Below are 21,343 nucleotides of genomic sequence, written 5' to 3'. Positions count from 1 at the left end.
TTGCCACCCAGCATGTCGCGAGCCATGCGCGCGATATCCAGGGACTTGCCGCAGGAGTTACGCTTCATCATCGAAGTGATCTCGACCGCCGCCGTGCCTTCATCCTTCATGCGCCCCAAACGCAAGCAACCTTGCAGTGCCAGGGTGATTTCCGTTTGCATATCGGCCAGTTTTTTCTGGATCAACTGAGTGGCAGCCAGTGGGCGACCGAACTGCTGACGATCCAGGGTGTACTGACGCGCGGTGTGCCAGCAGAACTCGGCAGCACCCAGCGCGCCCCACGAGATGCCATAACGTGCGGAGTTGAGGCAGGTAAACGGACCTTTCAGGCCACGGACATCCGGAAAGATGTTCTCTTCAGGGACAAACACGTTGTCCATGACGATTTCGCCAGTGATCGACGCACGCAGGCCAACCTTGCCGTGAATCGCCGGAGCGCTCAGACCTTTCCAGCCCTTCTCCAGCACGAAGCCACGGATGTCTCCGGCGTCGTCCTTGCCCCAGACCACGAACACATCGGCGATCGGACTGTTGGTGATCCACATCTTGCTGCCGGTCAGGCTGTAGCCGCCTTCCACTTTGCGTGCACGAGTAATCATCGCGCCCGGGTCGGAACCGTGGTTCGGCTCTGTCAGACCGAAGCAACCGATCCACTCACCGGAAGCGAGTTTGGGCAGATATTTCTGCTTTTGCGCTTCTGTGCCGAATTCATTGATCGGCACCATGACCAGCGAGGACTGCACGCTCATCATCGAACGGTAGCCAGAATCGACACGCTCAACTTCGCGAGCGATCAAGCCGTAGCTGACGTAGTTCAGACCGCTGCCACCGTATTCCTCAGGAATGGTTGCGCCCAACAAACCCACATCACCCATCTCACGGAAGATTGCGATGTCGGTCTTCTCATGGCGGAAAGCTTCCAGAACACGCGGCGCGAGCTTCTGCTGAGCGAACTGCTCAGCGGTGTCGCGGATCATGCGTTCTTCTTCGGTGAGCTGTTGATCCAGCAGCAGGGGATCGATCCAGTTGAAGCTAGCTTTACCGCCCATGAGTGTGTCCTCTCGAATCGGGTCAAATAACGTGGACTGATCCTAGGCCCGGTTCGGCGTCACGGCAAACGAGGATTTCGCATACTGTTGTGCTAATTTCTCACTCCGAAGCATCGCGAAGGGTCATTAATGCGATGTATTAGTGAGGTTCACGTACATGCGCAGGAAAATCCCCAGCACAACCGCCCTGATCAGCTTCGAAGCGGCAGCGCGCCACGAGAGTTTTACCAAAGCAGCCCAGGAGCTTTCGCTCACCCAGGGGGCAATTTGCCGACAGATCGCCAGCCTTGAGGAGTTCCTCAGTGTCGAACTGTTCCGACGCTCCCGGCGAGGAGTGAAGCTGACAGAAGCGGGGCTTTCCTACAGCCGTCGGGTGGCCACGCAACTCGATGCCGTTGAACGGGACACGTTGTCGGTGATGGGCCAACAAGGTGCCAACGTCATCGAACTGGCGGTGGTGCCAACCTTCGGCACCCAATGGTTACTGCCACGGCTCAAGGATTTCCAGCACAAACACCCCGAGGTGACAGTCAACCTCACCAACCGCACTCGCCCATTTCTGTTTGCCGATACCGAATTCGATGCGGCGATCTATTTCGGCGACGCGGACTGGTCCGGTACCGAATCCCACAGGCTGATGGGAGAAAACCCGATGCCGGTGTGCAGCCCCGCCCTACTGGGCAATAAGACAAATCTGATAGCCACTGAAATCGCAGAATTACCCCTACTGCAACAAACCACCCGCCCCTATGCCTGGCGTCAGTGGTTCAACTTTCAGAACCTGAATATCCCTCGCGACATGACAGGCCCGCGTTACGAGCTATTCTCCATGCTCGCCCAGGCAGCCATGCACGACATGGGGATCGCACTGATTCCGCCGTTTCTGATTCAACGTGAGCTGGCGGAAAAGCGCCTGGTGATTGCCAATCCGCAGGCACTGTCGAGTATCAAGGCTTATTACCTGATGATTCCCGAGCGGAAGGTCGAATCGGCGTCTTTAAAGGCTTTTCGCGACTGGCTGGTAAATCAGGCGCACAGCTACAGCCTAGAAGGGTAAAGGTTATAGGCGATTAGCTGACCCCGTAGTCAGTAAAAACAGAACACTACAGATATAAGTATTTGTCGCATATCCATAGACTGTATCGACAAGCAGTACAAACGTCCCACAAGTGCCTGAAGACGTGGCCTTGAGCCTCTATTTCGGAGCAATGACCGCTCATTCACCACACCGATGTGTAAATTCTTGAATTCCTACCAAAATCCTTACAAGGCACGGCCTGCAAGGGATTGAGCCAGTTACTGCGACATTCGGTCACGGGGTGACTTGTAGTTAATTTTCCGTCACCCGTCATAATCCCTTGAAGGGTACAAAGTTCGCCTGCAAAATGCCGCGCCCCGCCCTGATTTGGCGGGATCGTGCTGATCGGCCGCCCCAGTCGCACCATCCGAAGTGCCTGGGTTTACTCAATAAGATCACGCAGGAGATTTGACGTGCACATTGGTGTTCCTCTCGAAACCCAGACGGGTGAAACACGGGTTGCTGCAACCCCGGAAACCATCAAAAAGCTGATCGGCCAGGGTCATAAGATCACTGTTCAAAGCGGCGCCGGCGTTAAAGCCAGCGTCGTCGACAGTGCTTATGAAGCGGCAGGCGCAACCATTGGCAGCGCCAACGATGCGTTTGGCGCCGAGCTGATTCTCAAGGTGGTCGCCCCCAGCGACAGCGAGCTGGCTCTGATCAAGAGCGGTACCGTTGTGGTGGGCATGCTCAATCCGTTCAGCAATGAAACCATCGCCAAGCTGGCCGAGTGCGGTATTACCGCGTTCGCACTGGAAGCCGCGCCGCGCACCTCCCGCGCCCAGAGCCTGGATGTGCTGTCCTCGCAAGCGAACATTGCCGGTTACAAATCCGTGCTACTCGCCGCTCACCACTATCCGCGCTTCATGCCGATGCTGATGACCGCTGCGGGCACCGTGAAAGCGGCGCGCGTGCTGATTCTCGGCGCTGGCGTGGCGGGCTTGCAGGCGATCGCTACGGCGAAACGCCTGGGTGCAGTGATCGAAGCGTCCGACGTACGTCCGGCGGTAAAAGAGCAGATCGAATCCCTCGGCGCCAAGTTCGTCGACGTGCCTTACGAGACTGATGAAGAGCGCGAATGCGCCGTCGGTGTCGGCGGTTACGCGCGACCAATGCCTGCGAGCTGGATGCAGCGTCAGGCTTTGGCCGTCCATGAGCGCGCCAAGCAGGCCGACATCGTCATCACCACCGCACTGATCCCGGGCCGCAAAGCGCCGACGCTGTTGAGCGCGGAAACTGTGGCGCAGATGAAGCCTGGCTCGGTGGTCATCGACCTCGCCGCCGCCCAAGGCGGCAACTGCCCGCTGACCGTGGCCGATCAAGTGGTCGTCGAGAATGGCGTGACCATTTGCGGCCCGACCAACCTCGCCGGTGAAGTCGCAGCAGACGCTTCGGCGCTTTACGCCCGCAACTTGCTGGACTTCCTGAAGCTGGTCTTCAACAAAGAAGGCCAGTTCGAAGTGAACCTAGAAGACGACATCGTCGCCGCGTGCCTGATGTGCCGCGACGGCCAAGTCATCCGCAAAAACGCCTAAGCAGGGATTCAGACGATGGAAGAGCTTATCTCCCCCGGTATCTACAACCTGATCATCTTCGTGCTGGCGATTTATGTCGGTTATCACGTGGTCTGGAACGTTACACCTGCACTGCACACGCCATTGATGGCGGTGACTAACGCAATCTCGGCGATCGTGATCGTCGGCGCCATGCTGGCGGCGGCGTTGACCGTGACGCCACTGGGCAAGACCATGGGCACCCTGGCGGTGGCTCTGGCAGCGGTAAACGTCTTTGGTGGCTTCCTGGTTACCCGCAGGATGCTTGAGATGTTCAAGAAAAAAGCCCCGAAAGTCGTAAAAGTAGAGGCGCCTAAGTAATGAGCATGAATCTTGTCACGACGCTCTACTTGATCGCGTCGATCTGCTTCATCCAGGCCCTTAAAGGCCTGTCGCACCCGACCACGTCGCGGCGCGGCAACGTGTACGGCATGCTCGGCATGGCGTTGGCGATCCTCACCACCGTCGGCCTCATCTATAAGCTCGGAGCTGAACTCGCCACCGCCGGCATCGGTTACGTCATCGTCGGCCTGCTGGTCGGCGGCACCGCCGGTTCGATCATGGCCAAGCGCGTTGAAATGACCAAGATGCCGGAACTGGTCGCCTTCATGCACAGCATGATCGGTATGGCCGCGGTGTTCATTGCCATTGCTGCGGTGGTTGAGCCGCAGTCGCTGGGCATCGTCAAGCAACTGGGCGACCCGATTCCTGCCGGTAACCGCCTGGAGCTGTTCCTCGGCGCCGCCATCGGTGCAATCACCTTCTCCGGTTCGGTGATCGCGTTCGGCAAGCTCTCGGGCAAGTACAAGTTCCGCCTGTTCCAGGGCGCACCGGTACAGTTCGGCGGCCAGCACAAATTGAATCTGGTGCTCGGCCTGGCGACACTGGCGCTCGGCATCACCTTCATGCTGACCGGCAACCTCAATGCCTTCGCGCTGATGCTGGCCCTGGCCTTCGTGCTGGGCGTCCTGATCATCATCCCGATTGGCGGCGCGGACATGCCGGTGGTGGTGTCGATGCTCAACAGCTATTCCGGCTGGGCAGCGGCGGGTATCGGTTTCTCGCTGAACAACTCGATGCTGATCATTGCCGGTTCGCTGGTGGGTTCAAGCGGCGCGATCCTCTCCTACATCATGTGCAAGGCGATGAACCGCTCCTTCTTTAATGTGCTGCTCGGCGGTTTCGGCAACACGGCGGACGCGGCCGGTCCTGCTGGCTCGAAAGAAGCCCGCCCGGTGAAATCCGGTTCGGCTGACGATGCGACCTTCCTGCTGACCAACGCCGACACCGTGATCATCGTTCCGGGCTACGGCCTGGCCGTGGCACGGGCGCAACACGCGCTCAAAGAGCTGACCGAGAAGCTGACCCATCGCGGCGTGACCGTGAAGTACGCGATCCACCCGGTAGCGGGTCGGATGCCTGGCCACATGAACGTATTGCTGGCCGAGGCCGAAGTGCCTTACGACCAGGTGTTCGAGATGGAAGACATCAACTCCGAGTTCGGTCAGGCCGACGTGGTGTTGGTGTTGGGCGCCAACGACGTGGTCAACCCGGCAGCCAAGAACGATCCGAAATCGCCGATTGCCGGCATGCCGATTCTGGAAGCGTTCAAAGCCAAGACCATCATCGTCAACAAGCGCTCGATGGCCAGCGGCTATGCCGGTCTGGACAACGAACTGTTCTACCTCGACAAAACCATGATGGTCTTCGGCGACGCCAAAAAGGTCATTGAAGACATGGTCAAAGCCGTCGAGTAAAACCTGCTACAACGCAATACCCAAAACCTCAGCCTTTAGTAGGCTGGGGTTTTTTTATTCCCCGTGAAACCCGACCAAAGGCTCTAAATCAGGGCTCGGCATTCGACCATGGTAGCGGGACGGATTTTTTTCAAGTCACTAGACTGCACACCTTGCTTCCGTTGCCCGAGATAACAATCCATGTACCGTGATCGTATTCGCTTGCCTTCGTTGTTGGATAAGGTGATGAGCGCCGCTGACGCTGCCGCTCTGATTGAGGACGGCATGACCGTCGGCATGAGCGGTTTCACCCGCGCCGGTGAGGCCAAGGCTGTGCCGCATGCATTGGCCGAACGCGCCAAAATCACTCCGTTAAAAATTACCCTGATGACCGGCGCGAGCCTGGGCAACGACCTCGATAAACAGCTGACCGAAGCCGGCGTCCTGTCGCGACGCATGCCATTCCAGGTCGACAGCACCCTGCGCAAAGCGATTAACGCCGGCGAAGTCATGTTCATCGACCAGCATCTGTCGGAAACCGTTGAGATGCTGCGCAACCAGCAACTCACGCGGCCGGACATCGCGGTAATTGAAGCCGTGGCGATTACCGAGCAGGGCCATATCGTGCCGACCACGTCGGTGGGCAATTCGGCCAGCTTCGCGATCTTCGCCAAGCACGTCATCGTCGAGATCAACATGGCGCATAACCCGAATCTCGAAGGGCTGCACGACATCTATATCCCGACCTACCGTCCGACCCGCACGCCGATTCCACTGGTGAAGGTCGATGATCGCATTGGCAGCACAGCCATCCCGATCCCGCCGGAGAAGATCGTCGCGATCGTGATCACCAATCAATCCGACTCGCCGTCCACTGTGCTGCCCCCGGACACCGACACCCAGGCCATCGCCGATCACCTGATCGACTTCTTCAAGCAGGAAGTGGCGGCCGGGCGCATGACCAACAAGCTCGGCCCACTGCAGGCAGGGATCGGCACCATCGCCAACTCGGTGATGTGTGGCCTGATCGACTCGCCGTTTGAAGACCTGACCATGTATTCGGAGGTGTTGCAGGATTCGACCTTCGACCTGATCGACGCCGGCAAACTGAGCTTTGCTTCGGGCAGTTCGATCACTTTGTCGGCCAGGCGCAATGCCGACGTGTTCGGCAACCTTGAGCACTACAAGGACAAGCTGGTGCTGCGTCCCCAGGAAATCTCCAACCACCCGGAAGTGGTGCGGCGCCTGGGCATCATCGGTATTAACACCGCACTGGAATTCGACCTGTACGGCAACGTCAACTCCACCCATGTCTGCGGTACGCGGATGATGAACGGCATCGGCGGTTCAGGAGACTTCGCGCGCAACGCGCACCTGTCGATCTTTGTGACCAAGTCGATTGCCAAGGGCGGTGCAATTTCCAGCGTGGTGCCAATGGTCAGCCACGTAGACCACACCGAACATGACGTCGACATCCTGGTGACCGAGATCGGTCTGGCTGATTTGCGTGGCCTTGCGCCGCGGGAGCGGGCTCGGGTGGTCATCGACAACTGTGTGCACCCGGACTATCGCGAAGCCCTGAATGACTACTTCACGGCTGCCTGTGCGATCGGTGGGCACACTCCGCATATCTTGCGCGATGCTCTGAGCTGGCACATTAACCTGGAAGAAACCGGCCGGATGCTGAAGGTCTGATTGACTCTAAAAACAGCTGACGCAAACACAGTTGCGTCAGCTGGTTCTTGCAACGCCCTCTTCTGTCAAAAACTGTACTGCTGTACCGGTCTTTTCCTACGGCATTTGCCTACCTTTTCCCGCATTTCATTCGAAAACGCACCGTATTAGTGCCAACAGGTACAGTTGCCTCAATTTCGACCAGTACACCGCCTATAAACAGTTAACTGGTCTCTCACAATACAAGTGAACTGTATCTAGAGAGACTGGCCAAACGAGAGGATCATTGGCATCAGTTAAACCACTACCTAATCCCGCCACAAGCGGAAGGATGCTAACCATGGAACGTACACTCAGTTCCGAACTGTTCTTCGAAGATACTGCTGCAAAAACCCAGGCTTCCATGCCTCTTCGCGTTATCGCCAACCTGATGTTGTGGCAGCGCCGCATTACCAGCCGCCATCAATTGGCTCGTCTGGATTCGCGTCTGCTGGCTGATGCCGGGATTAGCGAAGCACAACGCTACGAAGAGCTGAGCAAGCCGTTCTGGCGCTAAGATAGCGTCGCTGGCCCTGACCTGTAGGGTCCACCGCCAGCACCCGAATTGAACAAACAAGACCCGTCGTGGGAAACCACGGCGGGTTTTGTCGTTTCAGGGCCTTAAAAATCCACACCAGTACAGTTGTGGATATTCTAATACCTAGCGGTACACATTCGCAGGAGCTGCCGTTTCATCTATCTGGGCTATTCGAATTCATCCCCACCAGCCTAATATCCAACCAGAACGTGGCGAAAGCTTCACAACAGGCGTCTGATCAATCAGACCCTGCGCCACCTCTCAATCGGTTTATCCAAAGGAGCTACCCCATGTCCCGTCTTCGTCTGCTGAGCGTCGCAGCCCTGCTCGCCGTGGCTGCCAATGCCCACGCCACCAGTTTTATCGTGACCACCGATGCTGTCGTCGGCGCCCTCAAATCCAGTTCCGACGCAACTTCGGATGTTTCTTCTTCGCTGCGCGACAATAAAATTGTGCGCGCCGCTCGTGATGATGCCGCCAGCTTTGTCGCCAGCAATGGCGACATTCGTGGTGTGAAACTGGAAAGCGCGTTCGACGAAATCCGCCACCAGGCGCCTCAACTGAACGCGACCGACGCACAGCTGGCCCAAGCCATTCTGGCGATCTAAGCGTCAGCTCAACATTGGGGCACGCCCATCGTGTCCCAATGTTTCGGCGCTGGCTCTAGTCCGGGCATTGCGCTAGCCTTGGGACTCGTTTTCAGCTATCGAGTCTCATGCGTTTTCTTTCAAATCTGTTGGTCATTCCGCTTGTTTTTGCAGGCTGTTGGTCGGGCTCGGCGAATGCCTTCGACGCCTTCAACCTGTCGACGCAAGGCACCGTAGTCAGTGGTTATGCCACCAGCATGGTGACCTCCGCGCCCTTCGACCATAAACTGCTGATCGCCGCTCAGGATGACGCCGCGGCTTTCATCGCCAGTGACGGCCAACTGCGAGGAGCGCAACTGGAATCCGCCTTGGTTTACCTACGTCGGACCCAGCCAAAACTTCATGCCAGCGACCTTGAACTGGCACAGGCAATTCTCGTCCAATAGTTATCATCGTTCCCCCGGAGTCGTTCCATGCGTAGCCCGCTGATTGCTGCCACCCTTGGCCTGCTGTTGTTGGCCGATGTGACCCAGGCACACACCCTGGTTGCCACCAGTAACATGATCATCCGTGCCACCCAGCGCACGCTTGATTTCACTTCCGATACCACCACCTCCATTCGCGATTCGAAAATCGTCCGCGAAGCCCACGACGATGCGGCCAGTTTCATCGCCAGCGATGGCGATATTCGTGGCGCGCACCTGGAAGCGGCGCTCAATACCTTGCGCACCCGCGTGCCGGAAGCCCGTGACGCCAGTGATCAGGTTCTCGCCGAAGCCATCCTCGCACTGTGAGGTGGCTCAGCGCCTGGCTGCTGGCCGGGATGGTGTTGCTGCTTGGCAACACCGCCCAGGCCAGCCTGCAATTACGCCTCAAGACCGACGGTCTGAGCCCCGCGCAAGTGCAGGCTAGCCAGGCGCTACTCGATGAAGCCATGCAGGCGTTGCCGCCGCGTTTCATCGAGCAACTGGATCGGCGCATCGATGTCGGCTGGACCGACGAAATGCCCGGCAATGCCTACGGACAGGCTTCGCTGGTGTCCGAACTCGACCTGAACCGCAATTTGCTCGCCAGCCTCACCGACGGCAGCGCCGCGACCAAAAAGACTTATCGCCCCCACGGCACCGTGCGCCGGGAAATGCTCGCCACTGTCCTGCACGAACTCACCCACATTTATGACCGTTCGCGGCTGTGGCCAGACGCCGAGCACACGCTGATCCAGCGCTGTGCCCAGCGCAACAGCAGTTCCGGGCTGGTCGGCATTCCCGATCAATGCCGCGGCCAGACGGCACGACGCTTTACCCTCAGTGATGATCCGCGCCTGCTGGACCTGGCCGGCTGGCCGCAATACGTCGGCCGCCGTGGCGAACGCGAAGCGCACAACCGGCAGGTCGCCCGTAGTCCGGACATCTACGAGACGACCAATCCCAAGGAGTTTGTGGCGGTCAACATGGAGTATTTCCTCCTCGACCCGAGCTATGCCTGCCGTCGTCCCGCGCTGTACCGCTACTACAAAGAGCATTTCGGCTGGGCACCTGCCGCCAAAGACACCTGCGCCAAGTCCTTCGCCTTCCTCAACGCCGGCAACGACTTCGCCAAGACACCCTTGGGCCAGGTCGACCCGGAACGGGTTTACGCCGTCGACTATCTGCTGGCCGAAGCCAACCAGAACTGGGTCAGCCGTTGGGGCCACAGCATGTTGCGTCTGGTGATCTGTGCACCCGGCCGACCACGTGGGCCGGATTGCCGACTGGATCTTGATCAGCACCTGGTGCTGTCCTACCGCGCCTTCGTTGGTGACGTACAGCTATCGAGTTGGGACGGGTTGGTGGGCAAATACCCGTCGCGCCTGTTTGTCTTGCCCCTGGCCCAGGTAATCGACGAATACACCAAGACCGAACTGCGCAGCCTCGCTTCGGTGCCACTGAATCTTTCTCGCACCGAAATCGAAGAAGTGGTGGAACACGCGGCGGAGATGCACTGGAGCTACGACGGCAACTACTTTTTCCTGTCCAACAACTGCGCGGTGGAAAGCCTGAAACTGCTGCGCAGCGGCAGCAACAATGCGCAGCTGACGGGCCTGGACAGCATCATGCCCAATGGTTTGCTGGAAGTGCTCAAGGGTCGCGGACTGGCGGACACCAGCGTACTCGACGACCCGCGCGAGGCCTTGCGCCTGGGCTATCGCTTCGACTCCTTCCGCGATCGCTATCAAGCAATGTTCGAGGTGCTGAAGAAACACTTGCCGATCAAGCAGGTCACCGTCGAAGACTGGCTGTCATTGAGCGCTGAAGAACGCAGCAAGTGGATCGATCAAGCTGATTTGCGCACCAGCGCAGCATTGCTATTGCTGGAGCAAGCCAGTTTCCGTCGGCAACTGCAGTTGGCCCAGGATGAAGTGAAGCAACGCTATCTGGGTGCTCGCGAACTGAAAAACGGCGGCATGGACAAGGCCAACGCGACCTTGCAGCAGATTCTCGCCAACAGCGGCTTCCTCAGTCGCCCTGCCGAATTGCTCGGTTCCGGCGGTTATGGTTTACCCCAACCGAGCGAGTCAGAGCGCCTGGAAGCGGAAAGCAGCCTGCGGCAGAAACAGCTGCAATCGCTGACCGGGGATCTGGATAAGGAAGTGAGGGCGTTGCTGGAGCCGAGCCGTGCGGCGGAGATTGCGGCCAATGAAGCCAACCTGAAGCAGGTTGGCGAGCATTTGCGGGCGTTGCATAAGGCGGCGGGCGGGTTGGAGTTGCCCTGACCGGACTTTGTAGCAGCTGGCGAAGCCTGCGTTCGGCTGCGAAGCAGTCGTAAAATCAGACGCCGCGGTACATCAAACAGACCGAGATGGATGGTTTGCGACTGCTCCGCAGCCGAACGCAGGCTTCGCCAGCTGCTACATATGCCGTGCTCAGCCTGCAGAATTGGAATCGATCAGTTCAACACGTTATCCAGAATTTCATAAACAATCCCGGTTCCCACGGCGATCAGCACAATGTCGCCACCGGCACGACGCCATTCGTAGCCCTGGTAATACGGCAGATGCGACAACGCGCGATTATCCAGGCGCTCACCGTAATACCCATGCGGCAACGGCCGACCACGTTCCAGACGAATACCTTGAGGCGGCGGCGCACCGCGTACGAAATAACCATGATTGTCACGAATGCTCTGACGAACCGGGCCAAAGTCCCGTGGCGGAGGACCGCCGCGGTGATTGTCCTGCGGGCCGCGGTGATCGTCGCCACGATTGTCACCGTGGTTATCGTGTTGGCCCTGCTGCGGGCCGCCGTGGTCGTGATCGTCGCGCTGGTCGGCGCTGGCGTGCAGCAACGGAGTCGCACTGAGCATCAGTACGCCCAGGCTGGCAATCAGACGTTTCGGCATTTTCATCGGGGGTTTCCTCACTGCACATACAGCAAAAAGGGATTCAGAACGTGTTTCTGAATCCCTCGGTCTTGCTGATTAGTGTGTGCCGCGAGGCGCTAATTCCTCTGTATCAAGAACTTTACCTTCAGCTGACCCGGGCCTTACGCACGCCCTCGGACAACGCCGCACACAGGCTCAGCACGCCGTCGATGGCCTGGTCCGGGGTCGAGGCATTGGCGATGTGATCGATCAAGGCCGAACCCACCACCACCCCGTCGGCCAGACGCGCGATAGAGGCCGCTTGCTCCGGTGTCCGGATACCAAAACCGATGCTGATCGGCAGATCGGTGTGGCGACGCAGACGCGCTACCGCTTCCTCGACGTGTTCCAGCGTCGCCGCACCGGCACCGGTCACACCGGCAACCGATACGTAATAGACGAAGCCCGAGCTGCCATTCAGAACGGTCGGCAGGCGCACGTCGTCCGTGGTTGGGGTGGTCAGGCGGATGAAGTCCAGGCCCGCAGCCTGAGCCGGGTCGCACAGCTCGCCGTTATGTTCCGGCGGCAAGTCGACCACGATCAGACCGTCAACACCGGCCTCTTTGGCATCCGCGATGAAACGCGGTACGCCATACATGTGAATCGGGTTGAAATACCCCATCAGCACCAGCGGCGTCTCGGTGTTGCCTTCGCGGAACTCGCGAACCATTTGCAGGGTTTTCGCCAGGTTCTGCTTGGCGCCCAGGGCGCGGATGTTGGCCAACTGGATCGCCGGGCCGTCAGCCATCGGGTCGGTGAAGGGCATGCCCAACTCGATTACGTCGGCGCCTGCGCCTGGCAAGCCTTTGAGGATTGCCAGCGAGGTGTCATAGCTCGGGTCGCCGGCAGTGACGAAGGTCACCAGAGCGGCGCGATTCTGTTCCTTGAGTTCGGCAAAACGCGTTTGCAGGCGGCTCATCAGTGTTTCTCCTGCTTGGATTGTTCCATGTGGTGCATCACGGTTTGCATGTCTTTGTCGCCACGGCCGGACAGGTTGACCACCATCAGGTGATCTTTCGGCAGATTCGGTGCGCGTTTGAACACTTCGGCCAGGGCATGGGCGCTTTCCAGTGCAGGAATAATCCCTTCCAGGCGGCAGCATTTGTGGAACGCGTCGAGGGCTTCGTCATCGGTCACCGAGGTGTACTGGACACGGCCGATGTCATGCAACCAGGCGTGTTCAGGGCCGATGCCCGGATAATCGAGGCCGGCTGAGATCGAGTGCGCGTCGATGATCTGGCCGTCGTCATCCTGCAACAGGAAGGTGCGGTTGCCGTGCAACACGCCCGGTACGCCGCCGTTCAGGCTGGCCGCGTGTTTGCCGGTTTCGATACCGTAACCGGCGGCTTCAACGCCGATGATCTCGACGCTCTTGTCATCCAGGAACGGGTGGAACAGGCCCATGGCGTTGGAACCACCGCCGATGCACGCCACCAGGCTGTCCGGCAGGCGACCTTCCTGGTCTTGCAGTTGCGTACGGGTTTCTTTGCCGATCACCGACTGGAAGTCACGAACCATAGCCGGATATGGATGTGGGCCTGCGACGGTACCGATCAGGTAGAAGGTGCTGTCGACATTGGTCACCCAGTCACGCAGCGCTTCGTTCATTGCGTCTTTCAGGGTGCCGGTGCCGGCCACCACAGGGATCACTTCGGCGCCCAGCAACTTCATGCGGAACACGTTGGCTTGCTGACGTTCGATGTCAGTGGTGCCCATGTAGATCACGCAATCCAGGCCAAAACGTGCGGCTACGGTGGCAGTCGCCACGCCGTGCATGCCGGCGCCGGTCTCGGCGATGATGCGTTTCTTGCCCATGCGCCGCGCCAGCAGGATCTGGCCGATGCAGTTGTTGATCTTGTGCGCGCCGGTGTGGTTCAGCTCTTCACGCTTGAGGTAAATCTTCGCGCCGCCGCAGAATTCTGTCAGGCGTTCAGCGTAGTAAAGAGGACTGGGACGACCGACGTAGTCGCGCTGGAAGTAGGCCAATTCCTCTTTGAATGCAGGATCTTCCTTGGCCAGTTCGTATTCACGGGCCAGGTCGAGGATCAACGGCATCAGGGTTTCGGCGACGTAACGGCCGCCGAACGAGCCAAACAGGCCGTTGGCGTCGGGGCCGTTGCGCAGATTAGTCTGGGTCATGGGTCGCTCCAGTTGGATTCGTGAGATGACAATGACGCTCACTCTACCCCTCACATCCCGGCCTGAAAACCGATAAGATCGCCACAACCTGTCAGGAAAACTCACAGATCCCATGAGCCATGACCTCCCTCCGCTGAACGCCCTTCGGGCCTTCGAAGCCACTGCCCGCCTGAACAGCGTCAGTCAGGCTGCCGAACAGCTGCACGTCACCCATGGTGCGGTCAGCCGACAACTCAAAGTGCTTGAAGAACACCTTGGCGTCAGCCTGTTCATCAAGGATGGGCGTGGCCTTAAACTCACAGATGCCGGCATTCGTTTACGCGATGCCAGCGCTGAAGCGTTTGAGCGCTTACGCACCGTATGTGCCGAATTGACCCAAAGCACCGCCGATGCACCGTTCGTGCTCGGCTGCTCCGGGAGTTTGCTCGCGCGCTGGTTCATCCCGCGCCTTGGGCGATTGAATGCGGACCTGCCGGACCTGCGTCTGCACCTGTCCGCCGGGGAAGGCGATCTCGATCCGCGACGGCCGGGGCTGGATGCCTTGTTGGTATTTGCCGAGCCGCCCTGGCCGGCGGATATGCAGGTGTACGAACTGGCCAGCGAACGCATCGGTCCGGTCATGAGCCCACGATTCGCCGGTTACGAAAGGCTGCAACAGGCGCCGGCACGCGCGCTGTTGACCGAGCCGCTGCTGCACACCACCTCGCGCCCACAAGCATGGCCGAGCTGGGCACAGCAAAGCGGCCTCGACGCCAAGGCGTTGAAGTACGGTCAGGGTTTCGAGCATTTATATTATTTGCTGGAAGCGGCGGTGGCAGGGCTGGGTGTGGCGATTGCCCCTGAGCCACTGGTGGCCGAGGACTTGAAGGCCGGACGCCTGGTCGCGCCGTGGGGTTTCAGCGAAACCCCGGCGCAACTGGCTCTTTGGCTACCCAAGCGCGCTGCGGACGGGCGCGCTCGGCAGTTGGCGCAGTGGCTCAAGCATGAGCTGCGCCAAGCGGATTAATCGCCGCGTTTGCACAACAGGTAAGCAGCGAGAAGGCCGAGTGCACCCACGGCGACACCGGCTGTAGTCCAAGGGTGTTCCTGGGCGTAGTCCCGAGTGGCGATCCCGGTTTCGCGGGTTTTCACTTTCACTTCTTCATAGGCATCGGCGAGCAGATGGCGCGAATGCTTCAGCGCGCTCTCGGCGTTGCTTTTCAGGGCCTTGAGGGTTTTACGCGACTCGTCCGAGGCATCGTCCTTCAGGCTTTCCAGCGACTTGAGAAGACTCTCGATCTCGGCTTCCATGCTTTGCAATGAGGCTTTACGTAAAGAGGTGTTGGCCATGGTGGCTCTCCTTCATTGGTGATGAGTAGCGTGTGTTGGTTGGGACTTCAGGGGTTTGAGAAAGTGCAGTAAATCTGAACTTCCAAGTCGGATTGACCGACAGAAGTAATACGAAAAATCACTGCTAGGCTGTATTTCATACCCCAAGGAGAACGCCATGACTGACCATCACACCTACAAGAAAGTCGAGCTGGTCGGCTCGTCCCCTACCAGCATCGAAGACGCGATCAACAACGCGCTGGCGGAAGCCAGCAAAAGCATCAAGCATCTGGAATGGTTTGAAGTGACCGAAACCCGCGGCCACATCAAGGATGGCAAGGCTGCCCACTTCCAGGTGACGCTCAAAGTCGGGTTCAGGATTGCCAGTAGCTGAGTTTGAGCTAGTCTTCTGAACTTGCGCGCTGGCCGAATGCCATAGGGAATGGCAAAGCGCTACATGTGTGCACCCGGCCAATCGCTGGGTGCCCCTATTGATCCGACCAGGGAGTGCGACCGATGAAGAAGTTTATTTTGGCGGTAGGTTTGTTGAGCCTTGCGGGTACAGCGTTTGCTGACGGCAAGTCGTGCGAAGAGCTGAAAGCCGAAATCGCGGCGAAACTGGATGCCAAGGGCGTTGCAGGTTATTCGCTGGAAATCGCGGATAAAGGCGCAGCGGCTGGCGGCAAAGTCGTCGGCACTTGTGAAAAGGGCAGCAAAGTCATCATCTACACCAAGTAGGCTGGTTTCTGCACAAATGAAAAAGCCGACGCAATGGCGTCGGCTTTTTTGTGCCCGTCGTTTGCGCGTCAGCCCTTCATGACCTGCGCCAGCAATTCGTAGGAATGCACGCGATCGGCGTGCTCATACAGGTCGCAGGTAAAAATCAGCTCATCGGCCTGGGTCTGCTCGATCAGCACGTCCAGTTTGGCGCGGATTTTCTGTGGGCTGCCGACCATGGCCAGACCAAGGAAATCGCCGACCGCTTCTTTCTCATGGGGCAACCACAGGCCGTCCATGGTTTTCACCGGCGGACGTTGCACCAGGCTCTGGCCACGCATCAGCGCAAGGATCCGCTGATAGACCGATGTCGCCAGGTAATCAGCCTGTTCGTCGGTGTCAGCCGCCACCAATGGCACGCCGAGCATCACGTAAGGTTTATCCAAAACCGCTGAAGGCTTGAAGTGATTGCGGTAGACGCGAATCGCCTCGTGCATGAAGCGCGGCGCGAAATGCGAGGCGAAGGCGTAGGGCAAACCGCGCTCACCGGCCAATTGCGCGCTGAACAGACTCGAACCCAGCAGCCAGACAGGGACATTGGTGCCCGTGCCCGGCATCGCGATGATCCGCTGATCCGGCGTGCGTGGGCCGAGGTAGCGCATCAGTTCTGCCACGTCTTCCGGGAATTCATCGGCACTGCCAGAGCGCTCACGGCGCAGCGCGCGGGCGGTCATCTGATCGGACCCTGGCGCGCGGCCCAGGCCCAGGTCGATACGGCCGGGGTACAGGCTTTCAAGGGTGCCGAACTGTTCGGCGATGACCAATGGCGCGTGGTTGGGCAGCATCACGCCACCGGAACCGACACGAATGGTCGAAGTGCCGCCCGCCAGATAGCCGAGCAGCACCGAGGTTGCGGAACTGGCGATGCCGTCCATGTTGTGGTGTTCGGCCACCCAAAAACGGTTGTAGCCGAGTTTTTCAACGTGCTGCGCCAGGTCCAGGGAATTGCGCAGCGACTGGGCCGCGCTGCCGTTCTCGCGCACGGGCACCAGGTCGAGGGTCGAGTACTTGATATCGGACAATCGTTTCATAAACCTGCTTCTCCAATAGGGCGCAGGTTTTTTCACGAACGAAAACCTGCCGAGTCTAAAAGCGTTCCCTATGCAATGAGGGCATATACCCGAGTTTCAATAGCAGACATGAATTTGCCTCCCCGATAAGCGGTTTGATCCGACAAGATGAACTTTGCCAAGTCTTCTATCCTCAGAACCCTAGCAACCTAAAACCACGAAGGCGCGACATTCCGCGCCGGATCTTGAGGAGGCAGACATGGCTATCACGAAGAAAGCATCGGCTCATTGGGAAGGTGATCTGAAAACCGGCATCGGTTCTATTTCCACGGAAACCGGTGTACTCAGGGAAGCGCCCTACGGCTTCAAGGCGCGTTTCGAAGGCGGCAAGGGTACCAATCCGGAGGAGCTGATCGGCGCAGCCCACGCAGGTTGTTTCTCCATGGCGTTTTCGATGATCCTCGGCGATGCCGGCCTCAAGGCTGACAGCATCGATACCAATGCCGAGGTCACGTTGGATCAGGTGGACGGTGGTTTTGCGATCACGGCGGTAAAACTGATCCTCAAGGCGAAAATCCCCGGGGCGACCCAGGCGCAATTTGAGGAGCTGAGCAACAAGGCCAAAGAAGGCTGCCCGGTTTCCAAGGTGCTGAATGCGAAGATCAGCCTGGATGCCACACTCGTCGGCTAAATCGGCGTCGAGGCGAAAAGATCGCAGCCTTCGGCAGTTTCTACGGGATCACTCGATTCGTGTAGGAACTGGCGCAGCCTGCGATCTTTTTTGCCTCAGAACAAAACCCGACAGGCAAAAATGTGGTCGAATAAATGACAGCAGCCTAAAGCGCATCAACCTGCGCGCTGCCTCAAGGGAGCTTCAACCATGAAACGTTTTGCCTTGGCGATTATCTGTTGCGCGCTGGCCACCTCGGCCCTGGCGGCACCGAAATCATGTGAAGAACTCAAGAATGAGATTGAAGTGAAGATTCAGGCCAACGCCGTGCCCTCCTACACACTGGAAATTGTCACGAAAGAGGAAGCTGACAAGCACGACGCCGCCATGGTCGTAGGCACCTGCGATAACGGCACCAAAGCCATCATCTACCAAAAGAACGATCGTTGATTGGCCTAGGGCACGCAGTTGATCTGCCGCTCCGTGGCGACAATCTCACCCTTGGCATTCACCAGTCGGGCGCTCGGGGTAAAGGACAGGGAGCGCCCTTCCAGGCGATAGTGCTGGCCGGCTTCAAAGTGCTCATAGGGCACGGTCATGTAGCACAGCCGCTCCTGCGGATCGCTCAGCATTCCCAGCCCTCCCGCGAACGTTTCAAAGTCGAAACGCACCGTCAGTTCGTGGCTGCCAGGAGTTACCTGGAAGAATCGCCCATCAGTCAGGCGCTGATTATCCAAGCGCTCCGCCATCAGTAATTTGCCGCCCGGCGTCGGGGTCGCGAGATCAATCCACGCCATCTGTGGATTGACACTGGGCAACGGGCTCACGCAACCGGCAATAACGCCTGCACCGAGCAATAGCAAGAACCTGCGCATGATGAATGTCCCGAATCACGTGCGTTGGCAGCCAGCCGGTGTGCCCTGCCCAATCACTTTGCGCTGCTGGTCGTAGAGTTTGGCCCATGGCCGGAAACCGATATTCCCCGCTTGCAGCTGATAACGCTCCCCGGCGTTGAAATCCTTGAATTTCACACTCAACTGGCAATCACGCCACAACGGCTCGGCGTCGGTGCCAATGTTGGTGGGCTGCACCGCGAACTGATAACGAACCTTCAATTCATGGCTGCCGGGCTGCACTTCGAAGAAGCGTTTGTCGGTGGCGACTTTGTCGTCGACTTTCAGCGCTTGCAGCGCGGCGTCTTCCTGCTTTGAATTCAGGTCGATCCACGCCTGGTTCGGATCCGGGTCGGGCATTCCGAATCCGGCACAGCCGGCCAGCATCAGCAGGCCTCCTGTCAGCATCAACTTGCGCATAGCGGAGCTCCAGTCTGGCGGGATAGTCTTGTGGGCAGACTTTCCAGGGATGTTTTTATTGTGATCAGGCCGCTTCCAAGCCTTGGGTTACTTGATCGCGTTTTGCGCGTTTTGTTTCCGGGTGTGCTGTTTTTGTTACTCAACGGTTGCGCCAGCGTCAGCTACTACGGCCAATTGGCCGGGGGTCAGCTGCAATTGCTGCGGGCACGGGAGCCGGTTGCCAAGGTGATTGCCGATCCCCAGCGCGATCCAAAACTGCGCGCGCATCTGGCCCAATCGCAAAAGGCCCGGGTATTCGCCAGCGAGCATCTGCACCTGCCGGATAACCAAAGTTACCGTTTGTACGCCGACATTGGCCGGCCGTACGTCGTCTGGAATGTCTTCGCCACGCCGGAATTTTCCCTTAAGCCGCAAAACCATTGCTTCCCCATCGCCGGTTGCGTCGCTTATCGCGGCTACTACAGCCAGAGCGCAGCCCGGGGCGAAGCGGCATTGCAGCGGGTGAATGGCATGGACGTGTCGATTGGCGGGGTCGAGGCCTACTCGACGTTGGGCTGGTTCAACGACCCGATCATCAGCTCGATGATGAACTGGGGCGACGAACGGCTGGCCACGCTGATCTTTCATGAGCTGGCCCATCAACGCTTTTATGTAAAGGACGACACTGAGTTCAACGAATCTTTTGCCTCGTTTGTCGAACAGGAAGGCACTCGCCAATGGCGCGCCAGTCGCGGGCTCGCCCCGGACAATGGCGCGTTAATGCAGCAGCGCGATCAGTTCATTCAATTGCTTCTGGACACCCGCACACGCCTTGAACGGCTGTACGCCCAACCCTTGGCCGCCGAACAAATGCGTCAACGCAAGGCCGCAGAGTTTGAACGGTTACGTAGCGATTATCGGACGATGCGTGACAGTCGATGGGCCGGGGATAAACGTTATGACGCGTGGATCAATGCGCCGATGAACAACGCCAGGCTGCTGCCATTTGGTCTGTATGACCAGTGGGTGCCGGCGTTTGCGGCGATGTTCAGGCAGGTTGCTGGGGACTGGGGGAGGTTTTATGCCGAAGTGGAGAAGCTGGGTGGGTTGCCGGCGCAGGAGCGTAAAGCGTCATTAAGGACATTGGCGGACCTGCAGAACGTGGGCGGCTGAGCGGACGTCATCGCGGGCAAGCCTTGCTCCTACGGGTTTTCGACACGATCCCTAGGAGCAAAGCTTGCTCGCGATGGCAATTTGATTAGCGCTGCAAAAACGCCTGATGCATCTCTTCCAGCGTTTCAAAGTGATACGCCGGTGCTTCGGCGCTCAGTTCTTCCCGGCTGCCAAACCCGTAACCCACTGCGGCAGCATCAAGCCCATTACTGCGCGCGCCGATCAAATCGTGTTTACGGTCGCCAATCATCAGGGTATTGGCCGGGTCCAGGCCTTCCTCCGCGATCAAATGGGCGATCAATTCGACTTTGTTGGTGCGGGTGCCATCCAGTTCACTGCCGTAAATCACTTTGAAGTGTTTGGCGAAGTCGAAGTGCCGGGCGATCTCCCGGGCAAACACCCAGGGTTTTGAGGTGGCGATGTACAACTGTCGGCCTTGCCCGCTCAGGGTTTCCAGCAGCGGTGTAACGCCGTCGAACACGCGGTTTTCATACAGGCCGGTGACTCTGAAACGCTCGCGATAGAAATTCACCGCTTCCCACGCCTTGGGCTCGTCGAACTCATAGAACTGCATGAACGCCTGCAACAGCGGTGGGCCGATAAAGTGTTCAAGCTTGGTCAGGTCAGGTTCATCGATGCCCAATTTGGCCAGGGCGAACTGGATCGAACGGGTAATACCCTCGCGTGGGTCGGTCAGGGTGCCATCGAGGTCGAACAGAACAGTTTGGTAATGCATGAAATTTCCTGGGCAGTCGCGGGAAAGATTTAGAGCTTGTCGTAGCCTTCAGCCAGATGCAGGTCCTTGAGCTTCACGTAGTTCGCCGCGCTGTAGGTGAAAAAGGCATTTTCCTTGTCAGTCAGTGGTCGGATCTGTTTCACCGGGCTGCCGACATACAGGAAGCCACTTTCCAGGCGCTTGCCCGGCGGCACCAGGCTGCCGGCGCCGATGATGACATCGTCTTCCACCACCGCACCGTCCATGACAATGCTGCCCATACCGATCAGCACTCGATTGCCTACCGAGCAGCCGTGGAGCATGACCTTATGAGCGACGGTCACATCATCACCGATCAAACACGGAAAGCCATCGGGATTGAACGGCCCGGCATGGGTGATGTGCAGCACGCAGCCATCCTGGACACTGGTGCGCGCACCGATGCGGATGCGGTGCATGTCGCCGCGGATCACCGTCAGCGGCCAGACGGAGCTGTCTTCGCCGATTTCGACGTCGCCGATTACCACCGCCGAGCCGTCGACAAAAGCGCCTTTGCCCAACAGCGGCGTGTGGTTCAGATACTTGCGAAGGGTCACGATAGGTTCT

Annotated in this window: 26 protein-coding genes (1 of these 26 running past the window's edge); 16 read left to right on the top strand and 10 right to left on the bottom strand. The window is 58.6% G+C overall.

Features of this window, described 5'->3' with window-relative positions; genetic code table 11:
* Positions 1 to 1,049, bottom strand: the 5' portion of a protein-coding gene (locus ACA071_RS00575; protein WP_429529925.1) for an acyl-CoA dehydrogenase. Its footprint begins 133 nt before the window's first position; 1,049 of the gene's 1,182 nt are visible here — the first part of the coding sequence; its start codon is at positions 1,047 to 1,049; its stop codon lies beyond the left edge, outside the window.
* Positions 1,050 to 1,206: 157 nt separating this feature from the next.
* Here ACA071_RS00575 and ACA071_RS00570 point away from each other — a divergent pair, with 157 nt between their 5' ends.
* The 10 genes from ACA071_RS00570 (at position 1,207) to ACA071_RS00525 (ending at position 11,006) form a co-directional block, all read left to right on the top strand.
* The gene (locus ACA071_RS00570; protein WP_497642696.1) at positions 1,207 to 2,106 is read left to right on the top strand and encodes a LysR family transcriptional regulator; all 900 of its coding nucleotides are present in this window, start codon (positions 1,207 to 1,209) and stop codon (positions 2,104 to 2,106) included.
* A 434-nt stretch (positions 2,107 to 2,540) separates the two neighbouring features.
* Complete coding sequence (locus ACA071_RS00565; RefSeq protein ID WP_497642695.1) at positions 2,541 to 3,662, top strand: Re/Si-specific NAD(P)(+) transhydrogenase subunit alpha; 1,122 nt, start codon at positions 2,541 to 2,543, stop codon at positions 3,660 to 3,662.
* A 15-nt stretch (positions 3,663 to 3,677) separates the two neighbouring features.
* On the top strand, positions 3,678 to 4,001 hold the full coding sequence (locus ACA071_RS00560; protein ID WP_497642694.1) for an NAD(P) transhydrogenase subunit alpha part 2: 324 nt from the start codon (positions 3,678 to 3,680) through the stop codon (positions 3,999 to 4,001).
* A complete protein-coding gene (locus ACA071_RS00555; protein ID WP_497642693.1) occupies positions 4,001 to 5,437 on the top strand; it encodes an NAD(P)(+) transhydrogenase (Re/Si-specific) subunit beta in 1,437 nt (478 codons plus the stop codon). The genes ACA071_RS00560 and ACA071_RS00555 overlap by 1 nt, the downstream gene beginning before the upstream one ends.
* A 180-nt stretch (positions 5,438 to 5,617) precedes the next feature.
* On the top strand, positions 5,618 to 7,111 hold the full coding sequence (scpC, locus tag ACA071_RS00550; protein ID WP_497642692.1) for a succinyl-CoA:acetate CoA-transferase ScpC: 1,494 nt from the start codon (positions 5,618 to 5,620) through the stop codon (positions 7,109 to 7,111).
* A 319-nt stretch (positions 7,112 to 7,430) separates the two neighbouring features.
* Positions 7,431 to 7,646: a DUF1127 domain-containing protein gene (locus tag ACA071_RS00545; RefSeq protein ID WP_030129620.1), complete on the top strand. Its 216-nt coding sequence runs from the start codon at positions 7,431 to 7,433 to the stop codon at positions 7,644 to 7,646.
* A 311-nt stretch (positions 7,647 to 7,957) separates the two neighbouring features.
* Entirely contained in the window at positions 7,958 to 8,275 is a 318-nt protein-coding gene (locus tag ACA071_RS00540; RefSeq protein ID WP_497642691.1) for a DUF2388 domain-containing protein, read from the top strand.
* Positions 8,276 to 8,382: 107 nt separating this feature from the next.
* Positions 8,383 to 8,700, top strand: coding sequence for a DUF2388 domain-containing protein (locus ACA071_RS00535; protein ID WP_497642690.1), 318 nt, complete (start codon positions 8,383 to 8,385; stop codon positions 8,698 to 8,700).
* 27 nt (positions 8,701 to 8,727) lie between these two features.
* Complete coding sequence (locus ACA071_RS00530; RefSeq protein ID WP_497642689.1) at positions 8,728 to 9,048, top strand: DUF2388 domain-containing protein; 321 nt, start codon at positions 8,728 to 8,730, stop codon at positions 9,046 to 9,048.
* Positions 9,045 to 11,006: a DUF7844 domain-containing protein gene (locus tag ACA071_RS00525; RefSeq protein WP_497642688.1), complete on the top strand. Its 1,962-nt coding sequence runs from the start codon at positions 9,045 to 9,047 to the stop codon at positions 11,004 to 11,006. Before ACA071_RS00530 ends, ACA071_RS00525 begins: the two co-directional genes overlap by 4 nt.
* A 173-nt stretch (positions 11,007 to 11,179) precedes the next feature.
* Here the strand turns inward: ACA071_RS00525 and ACA071_RS00520 are convergent, their stop codons facing one another.
* The 3 genes from ACA071_RS00520 to trpB all read right to left on the bottom strand — a co-directional run bounded on the left by ACA071_RS00520 (position 11,180) and on the right by trpB (position 13,792).
* Entirely contained in the window at positions 11,180 to 11,638 is a 459-nt protein-coding gene (locus tag ACA071_RS00520) for an anti-virulence regulator CigR family protein (protein ID WP_497642687.1), read from the bottom strand.
* Between the two features lie 121 nt (positions 11,639 to 11,759).
* The gene (trpA, locus tag ACA071_RS00515) at positions 11,760 to 12,572 is read right to left on the bottom strand and encodes a tryptophan synthase subunit alpha (RefSeq protein WP_133835136.1); all 813 of its coding nucleotides are present in this window, start codon (positions 12,570 to 12,572) and stop codon (positions 11,760 to 11,762) included.
* The gene (trpB, locus tag ACA071_RS00510) at positions 12,572 to 13,792 is read right to left on the bottom strand and encodes a tryptophan synthase subunit beta (RefSeq protein ID WP_497642686.1); all 1,221 of its coding nucleotides are present in this window, start codon (positions 13,790 to 13,792) and stop codon (positions 12,572 to 12,574) included. Before trpB ends, trpA begins: the two co-directional genes overlap by 1 nt.
* A gap of 112 nt (positions 13,793 to 13,904) precedes the next feature.
* On the opposite strand from trpB, the gene ACA071_RS00505 reads away from it, so the two are divergent.
* Positions 13,905 to 14,798 (top strand): LysR family transcriptional regulator, encoded by an 894-nt coding sequence (locus ACA071_RS00505; RefSeq protein ID WP_497642685.1) that lies wholly within the window; start codon positions 13,905 to 13,907, stop codon positions 14,796 to 14,798.
* Here the strand turns inward: ACA071_RS00505 and ACA071_RS00500 are convergent.
* Positions 14,795 to 15,121 (bottom strand): ElaB/YgaM/YqjD family protein, encoded by a 327-nt coding sequence (locus ACA071_RS00500; protein WP_169372251.1) that lies wholly within the window; start codon positions 15,119 to 15,121, stop codon positions 14,795 to 14,797. The two genes, ACA071_RS00505 and ACA071_RS00500, sit on opposite strands and share 4 nt — an antisense overlap.
* 157 nt (positions 15,122 to 15,278) lie before the next feature.
* On the opposite strand from ACA071_RS00500, the gene ACA071_RS00495 reads away from it, so the two are divergent.
* Complete coding sequence (locus ACA071_RS00495) at positions 15,279 to 15,494, top strand: dodecin (protein ID WP_149412791.1); 216 nt, start codon at positions 15,279 to 15,281, stop codon at positions 15,492 to 15,494.
* Between the two features lie 122 nt (positions 15,495 to 15,616).
* Positions 15,617 to 15,838: a DUF1161 domain-containing protein gene (locus tag ACA071_RS00490; RefSeq protein ID WP_497642684.1), complete on the top strand. Its 222-nt coding sequence runs from the start codon at positions 15,617 to 15,619 to the stop codon at positions 15,836 to 15,838.
* Between the two features lie 68 nt (positions 15,839 to 15,906).
* Here ACA071_RS00490 and ACA071_RS00485 read toward each other — a convergent pair whose 3' ends face one another.
* Positions 15,907 to 16,908 carry an LLM class flavin-dependent oxidoreductase gene (locus ACA071_RS00485; protein WP_497642683.1) on the bottom strand — a complete coding sequence of 334 codons (1,002 nt, stop codon included), beginning with the start codon at positions 16,906 to 16,908 and terminating at the stop codon, positions 15,907 to 15,909.
* Positions 16,909 to 17,146: 238 nt separating this feature from the next.
* On the opposite strand from ACA071_RS00485, the gene ACA071_RS00480 reads away from it, so the two are divergent.
* Both ACA071_RS00480 and ACA071_RS00475 read left to right on the top strand, forming a co-directional pair.
* Complete coding sequence (locus ACA071_RS00480) at positions 17,147 to 17,578, top strand: OsmC family protein (RefSeq protein ID WP_309674352.1); 432 nt, start codon at positions 17,147 to 17,149, stop codon at positions 17,576 to 17,578.
* Positions 17,579 to 17,767: 189 nt separating this feature from the next.
* Entirely contained in the window at positions 17,768 to 18,007 is a 240-nt protein-coding gene (locus tag ACA071_RS00475) for a DUF1161 domain-containing protein (RefSeq protein WP_497642682.1), read from the top strand.
* Positions 18,008 to 18,012: 5 nt separating this feature from the next.
* On the opposite strand, the gene ACA071_RS00470 is transcribed toward ACA071_RS00475, so the two are convergent.
* The gene (locus tag ACA071_RS00470; protein ID WP_497642681.1) at positions 18,013 to 18,432 is read right to left on the bottom strand and encodes a PA0061/PA0062 family lipoprotein; all 420 of its coding nucleotides are present in this window, start codon (positions 18,430 to 18,432) and stop codon (positions 18,013 to 18,015) included.
* 15 nt (positions 18,433 to 18,447) lie between these two features.
* The gene (locus tag ACA071_RS00465; protein WP_497642680.1) at positions 18,448 to 18,870 is read right to left on the bottom strand and encodes a PA0061/PA0062 family lipoprotein; all 423 of its coding nucleotides are present in this window, start codon (positions 18,868 to 18,870) and stop codon (positions 18,448 to 18,450) included.
* A gap of 60 nt (positions 18,871 to 18,930) precedes the next feature.
* Here ACA071_RS00465 and ACA071_RS00460 point away from each other — a divergent pair, with 60 nt between their 5' ends.
* On the top strand, positions 18,931 to 20,022 hold the full coding sequence (locus ACA071_RS00460; protein WP_497642679.1) for an aminopeptidase: 1,092 nt from the start codon (positions 18,931 to 18,933) through the stop codon (positions 20,020 to 20,022).
* An 85-nt stretch (positions 20,023 to 20,107) separates the two neighbouring features.
* Here ACA071_RS00460 and ACA071_RS00455 read toward each other — a convergent pair whose 3' ends face one another.
* Together ACA071_RS00455 and ACA071_RS00450 are read right to left on the bottom strand one after the other, a co-directional pair.
* Complete coding sequence (locus tag ACA071_RS00455; protein WP_497642678.1) at positions 20,108 to 20,758, bottom strand: HAD family hydrolase; 651 nt, start codon at positions 20,756 to 20,758, stop codon at positions 20,108 to 20,110.
* 29 nt (positions 20,759 to 20,787) lie between these two features.
* The gene (locus ACA071_RS00450) at positions 20,788 to 21,333 is read right to left on the bottom strand and encodes a gamma carbonic anhydrase family protein (protein ID WP_497642677.1); all 546 of its coding nucleotides are present in this window, start codon (positions 21,331 to 21,333) and stop codon (positions 20,788 to 20,790) included.
* Between the last annotated feature and the right edge of the window lie 10 nt (positions 21,334 to 21,343).

The organism is Pseudomonas sp. LBUM1646, assembly GCF_059716165.1.
This window is presented reverse-complemented; position numbering and strand designations above follow the sequence as displayed.

What these genes read in the sequence shown, in the direction of transcription:
- ACA071_RS00545 (WP_030129620.1), top strand. Translation starts at nt 7,431, where the DNA reads ATGGAACGTACACTCAGTTCCGAACTGTTCTTCGAAGATACTGCTGCA.
- ACA071_RS00570 (WP_497642696.1), top strand. Translation starts at nt 1,207, where the DNA reads ATGCGCAGGAAAATCCCCAGCACAACCGCCCTGATCAGCTTCGAAGCG.
- ACA071_RS00505 (WP_497642685.1), top strand. Translation starts at nt 13,905, where the DNA reads ATGAGCCATGACCTCCCTCCGCTGAACGCCCTTCGGGCCTTCGAAGCC.
- ACA071_RS00500 (WP_169372251.1), bottom strand. Translation starts at nt 15,121, where the DNA reads ATGGCCAACACCTCTTTACGTAAAGCCTCATTGCAAAGCATGGAAGCC.
- ACA071_RS00555 (WP_497642693.1), top strand. Translation starts at nt 4,001, where the DNA reads ATGAGCATGAATCTTGTCACGACGCTCTACTTGATCGCGTCGATCTGC.
- trpA (WP_133835136.1), bottom strand. Translation starts at nt 12,572, where the DNA reads ATGAGCCGCCTGCAAACGCGTTTTGCCGAACTCAAGGAACAGAATCGC.
- ACA071_RS00490 (WP_497642684.1), top strand. Translation starts at nt 15,617, where the DNA reads ATGAAGAAGTTTATTTTGGCGGTAGGTTTGTTGAGCCTTGCGGGTACA.
- ACA071_RS00470 (WP_497642681.1), bottom strand. Translation starts at nt 18,432, where the DNA reads ATGCGCAGGTTCTTGCTATTGCTCGGTGCAGGCGTTATTGCCGGTTGC.
- scpC (WP_497642692.1), top strand. Translation starts at nt 5,618, where the DNA reads ATGTACCGTGATCGTATTCGCTTGCCTTCGTTGTTGGATAAGGTGATG.
- ACA071_RS00455 (WP_497642678.1), bottom strand. Translation starts at nt 20,758, where the DNA reads ATGCATTACCAAACTGTTCTGTTCGACCTCGATGGCACCCTGACCGAC.
- ACA071_RS00540 (WP_497642691.1), top strand. Translation starts at nt 7,958, where the DNA reads ATGTCCCGTCTTCGTCTGCTGAGCGTCGCAGCCCTGCTCGCCGTGGCT.
- ACA071_RS00485 (WP_497642683.1), bottom strand. Translation starts at nt 16,908, where the DNA reads ATGAAACGATTGTCCGATATCAAGTACTCGACCCTCGACCTGGTGCCC.
- trpB (WP_497642686.1), bottom strand. Translation starts at nt 13,792, where the DNA reads ATGACCCAGACTAATCTGCGCAACGGCCCCGACGCCAACGGCCTGTTT.
- ACA071_RS00475 (WP_497642682.1), top strand. Translation starts at nt 17,768, where the DNA reads ATGAAACGTTTTGCCTTGGCGATTATCTGTTGCGCGCTGGCCACCTCG.
- ACA071_RS00520 (WP_497642687.1), bottom strand. Translation starts at nt 11,638, where the DNA reads ATGAAAATGCCGAAACGTCTGATTGCCAGCCTGGGCGTACTGATGCTC.
- ACA071_RS00535 (WP_497642690.1), top strand. Translation starts at nt 8,383, where the DNA reads ATGCGTTTTCTTTCAAATCTGTTGGTCATTCCGCTTGTTTTTGCAGGC.
- ACA071_RS00495 (WP_149412791.1), top strand. Translation starts at nt 15,279, where the DNA reads ATGACTGACCATCACACCTACAAGAAAGTCGAGCTGGTCGGCTCGTCC.
- ACA071_RS00530 (WP_497642689.1), top strand. Translation starts at nt 8,728, where the DNA reads ATGCGTAGCCCGCTGATTGCTGCCACCCTTGGCCTGCTGTTGTTGGCC.
- ACA071_RS00560 (WP_497642694.1), top strand. Translation starts at nt 3,678, where the DNA reads ATGGAAGAGCTTATCTCCCCCGGTATCTACAACCTGATCATCTTCGTG.
- ACA071_RS00480 (WP_309674352.1), top strand. Translation starts at nt 17,147, where the DNA reads ATGGCTATCACGAAGAAAGCATCGGCTCATTGGGAAGGTGATCTGAAA.
- ACA071_RS00465 (WP_497642680.1), bottom strand. Translation starts at nt 18,870, where the DNA reads ATGCGCAAGTTGATGCTGACAGGAGGCCTGCTGATGCTGGCCGGCTGT.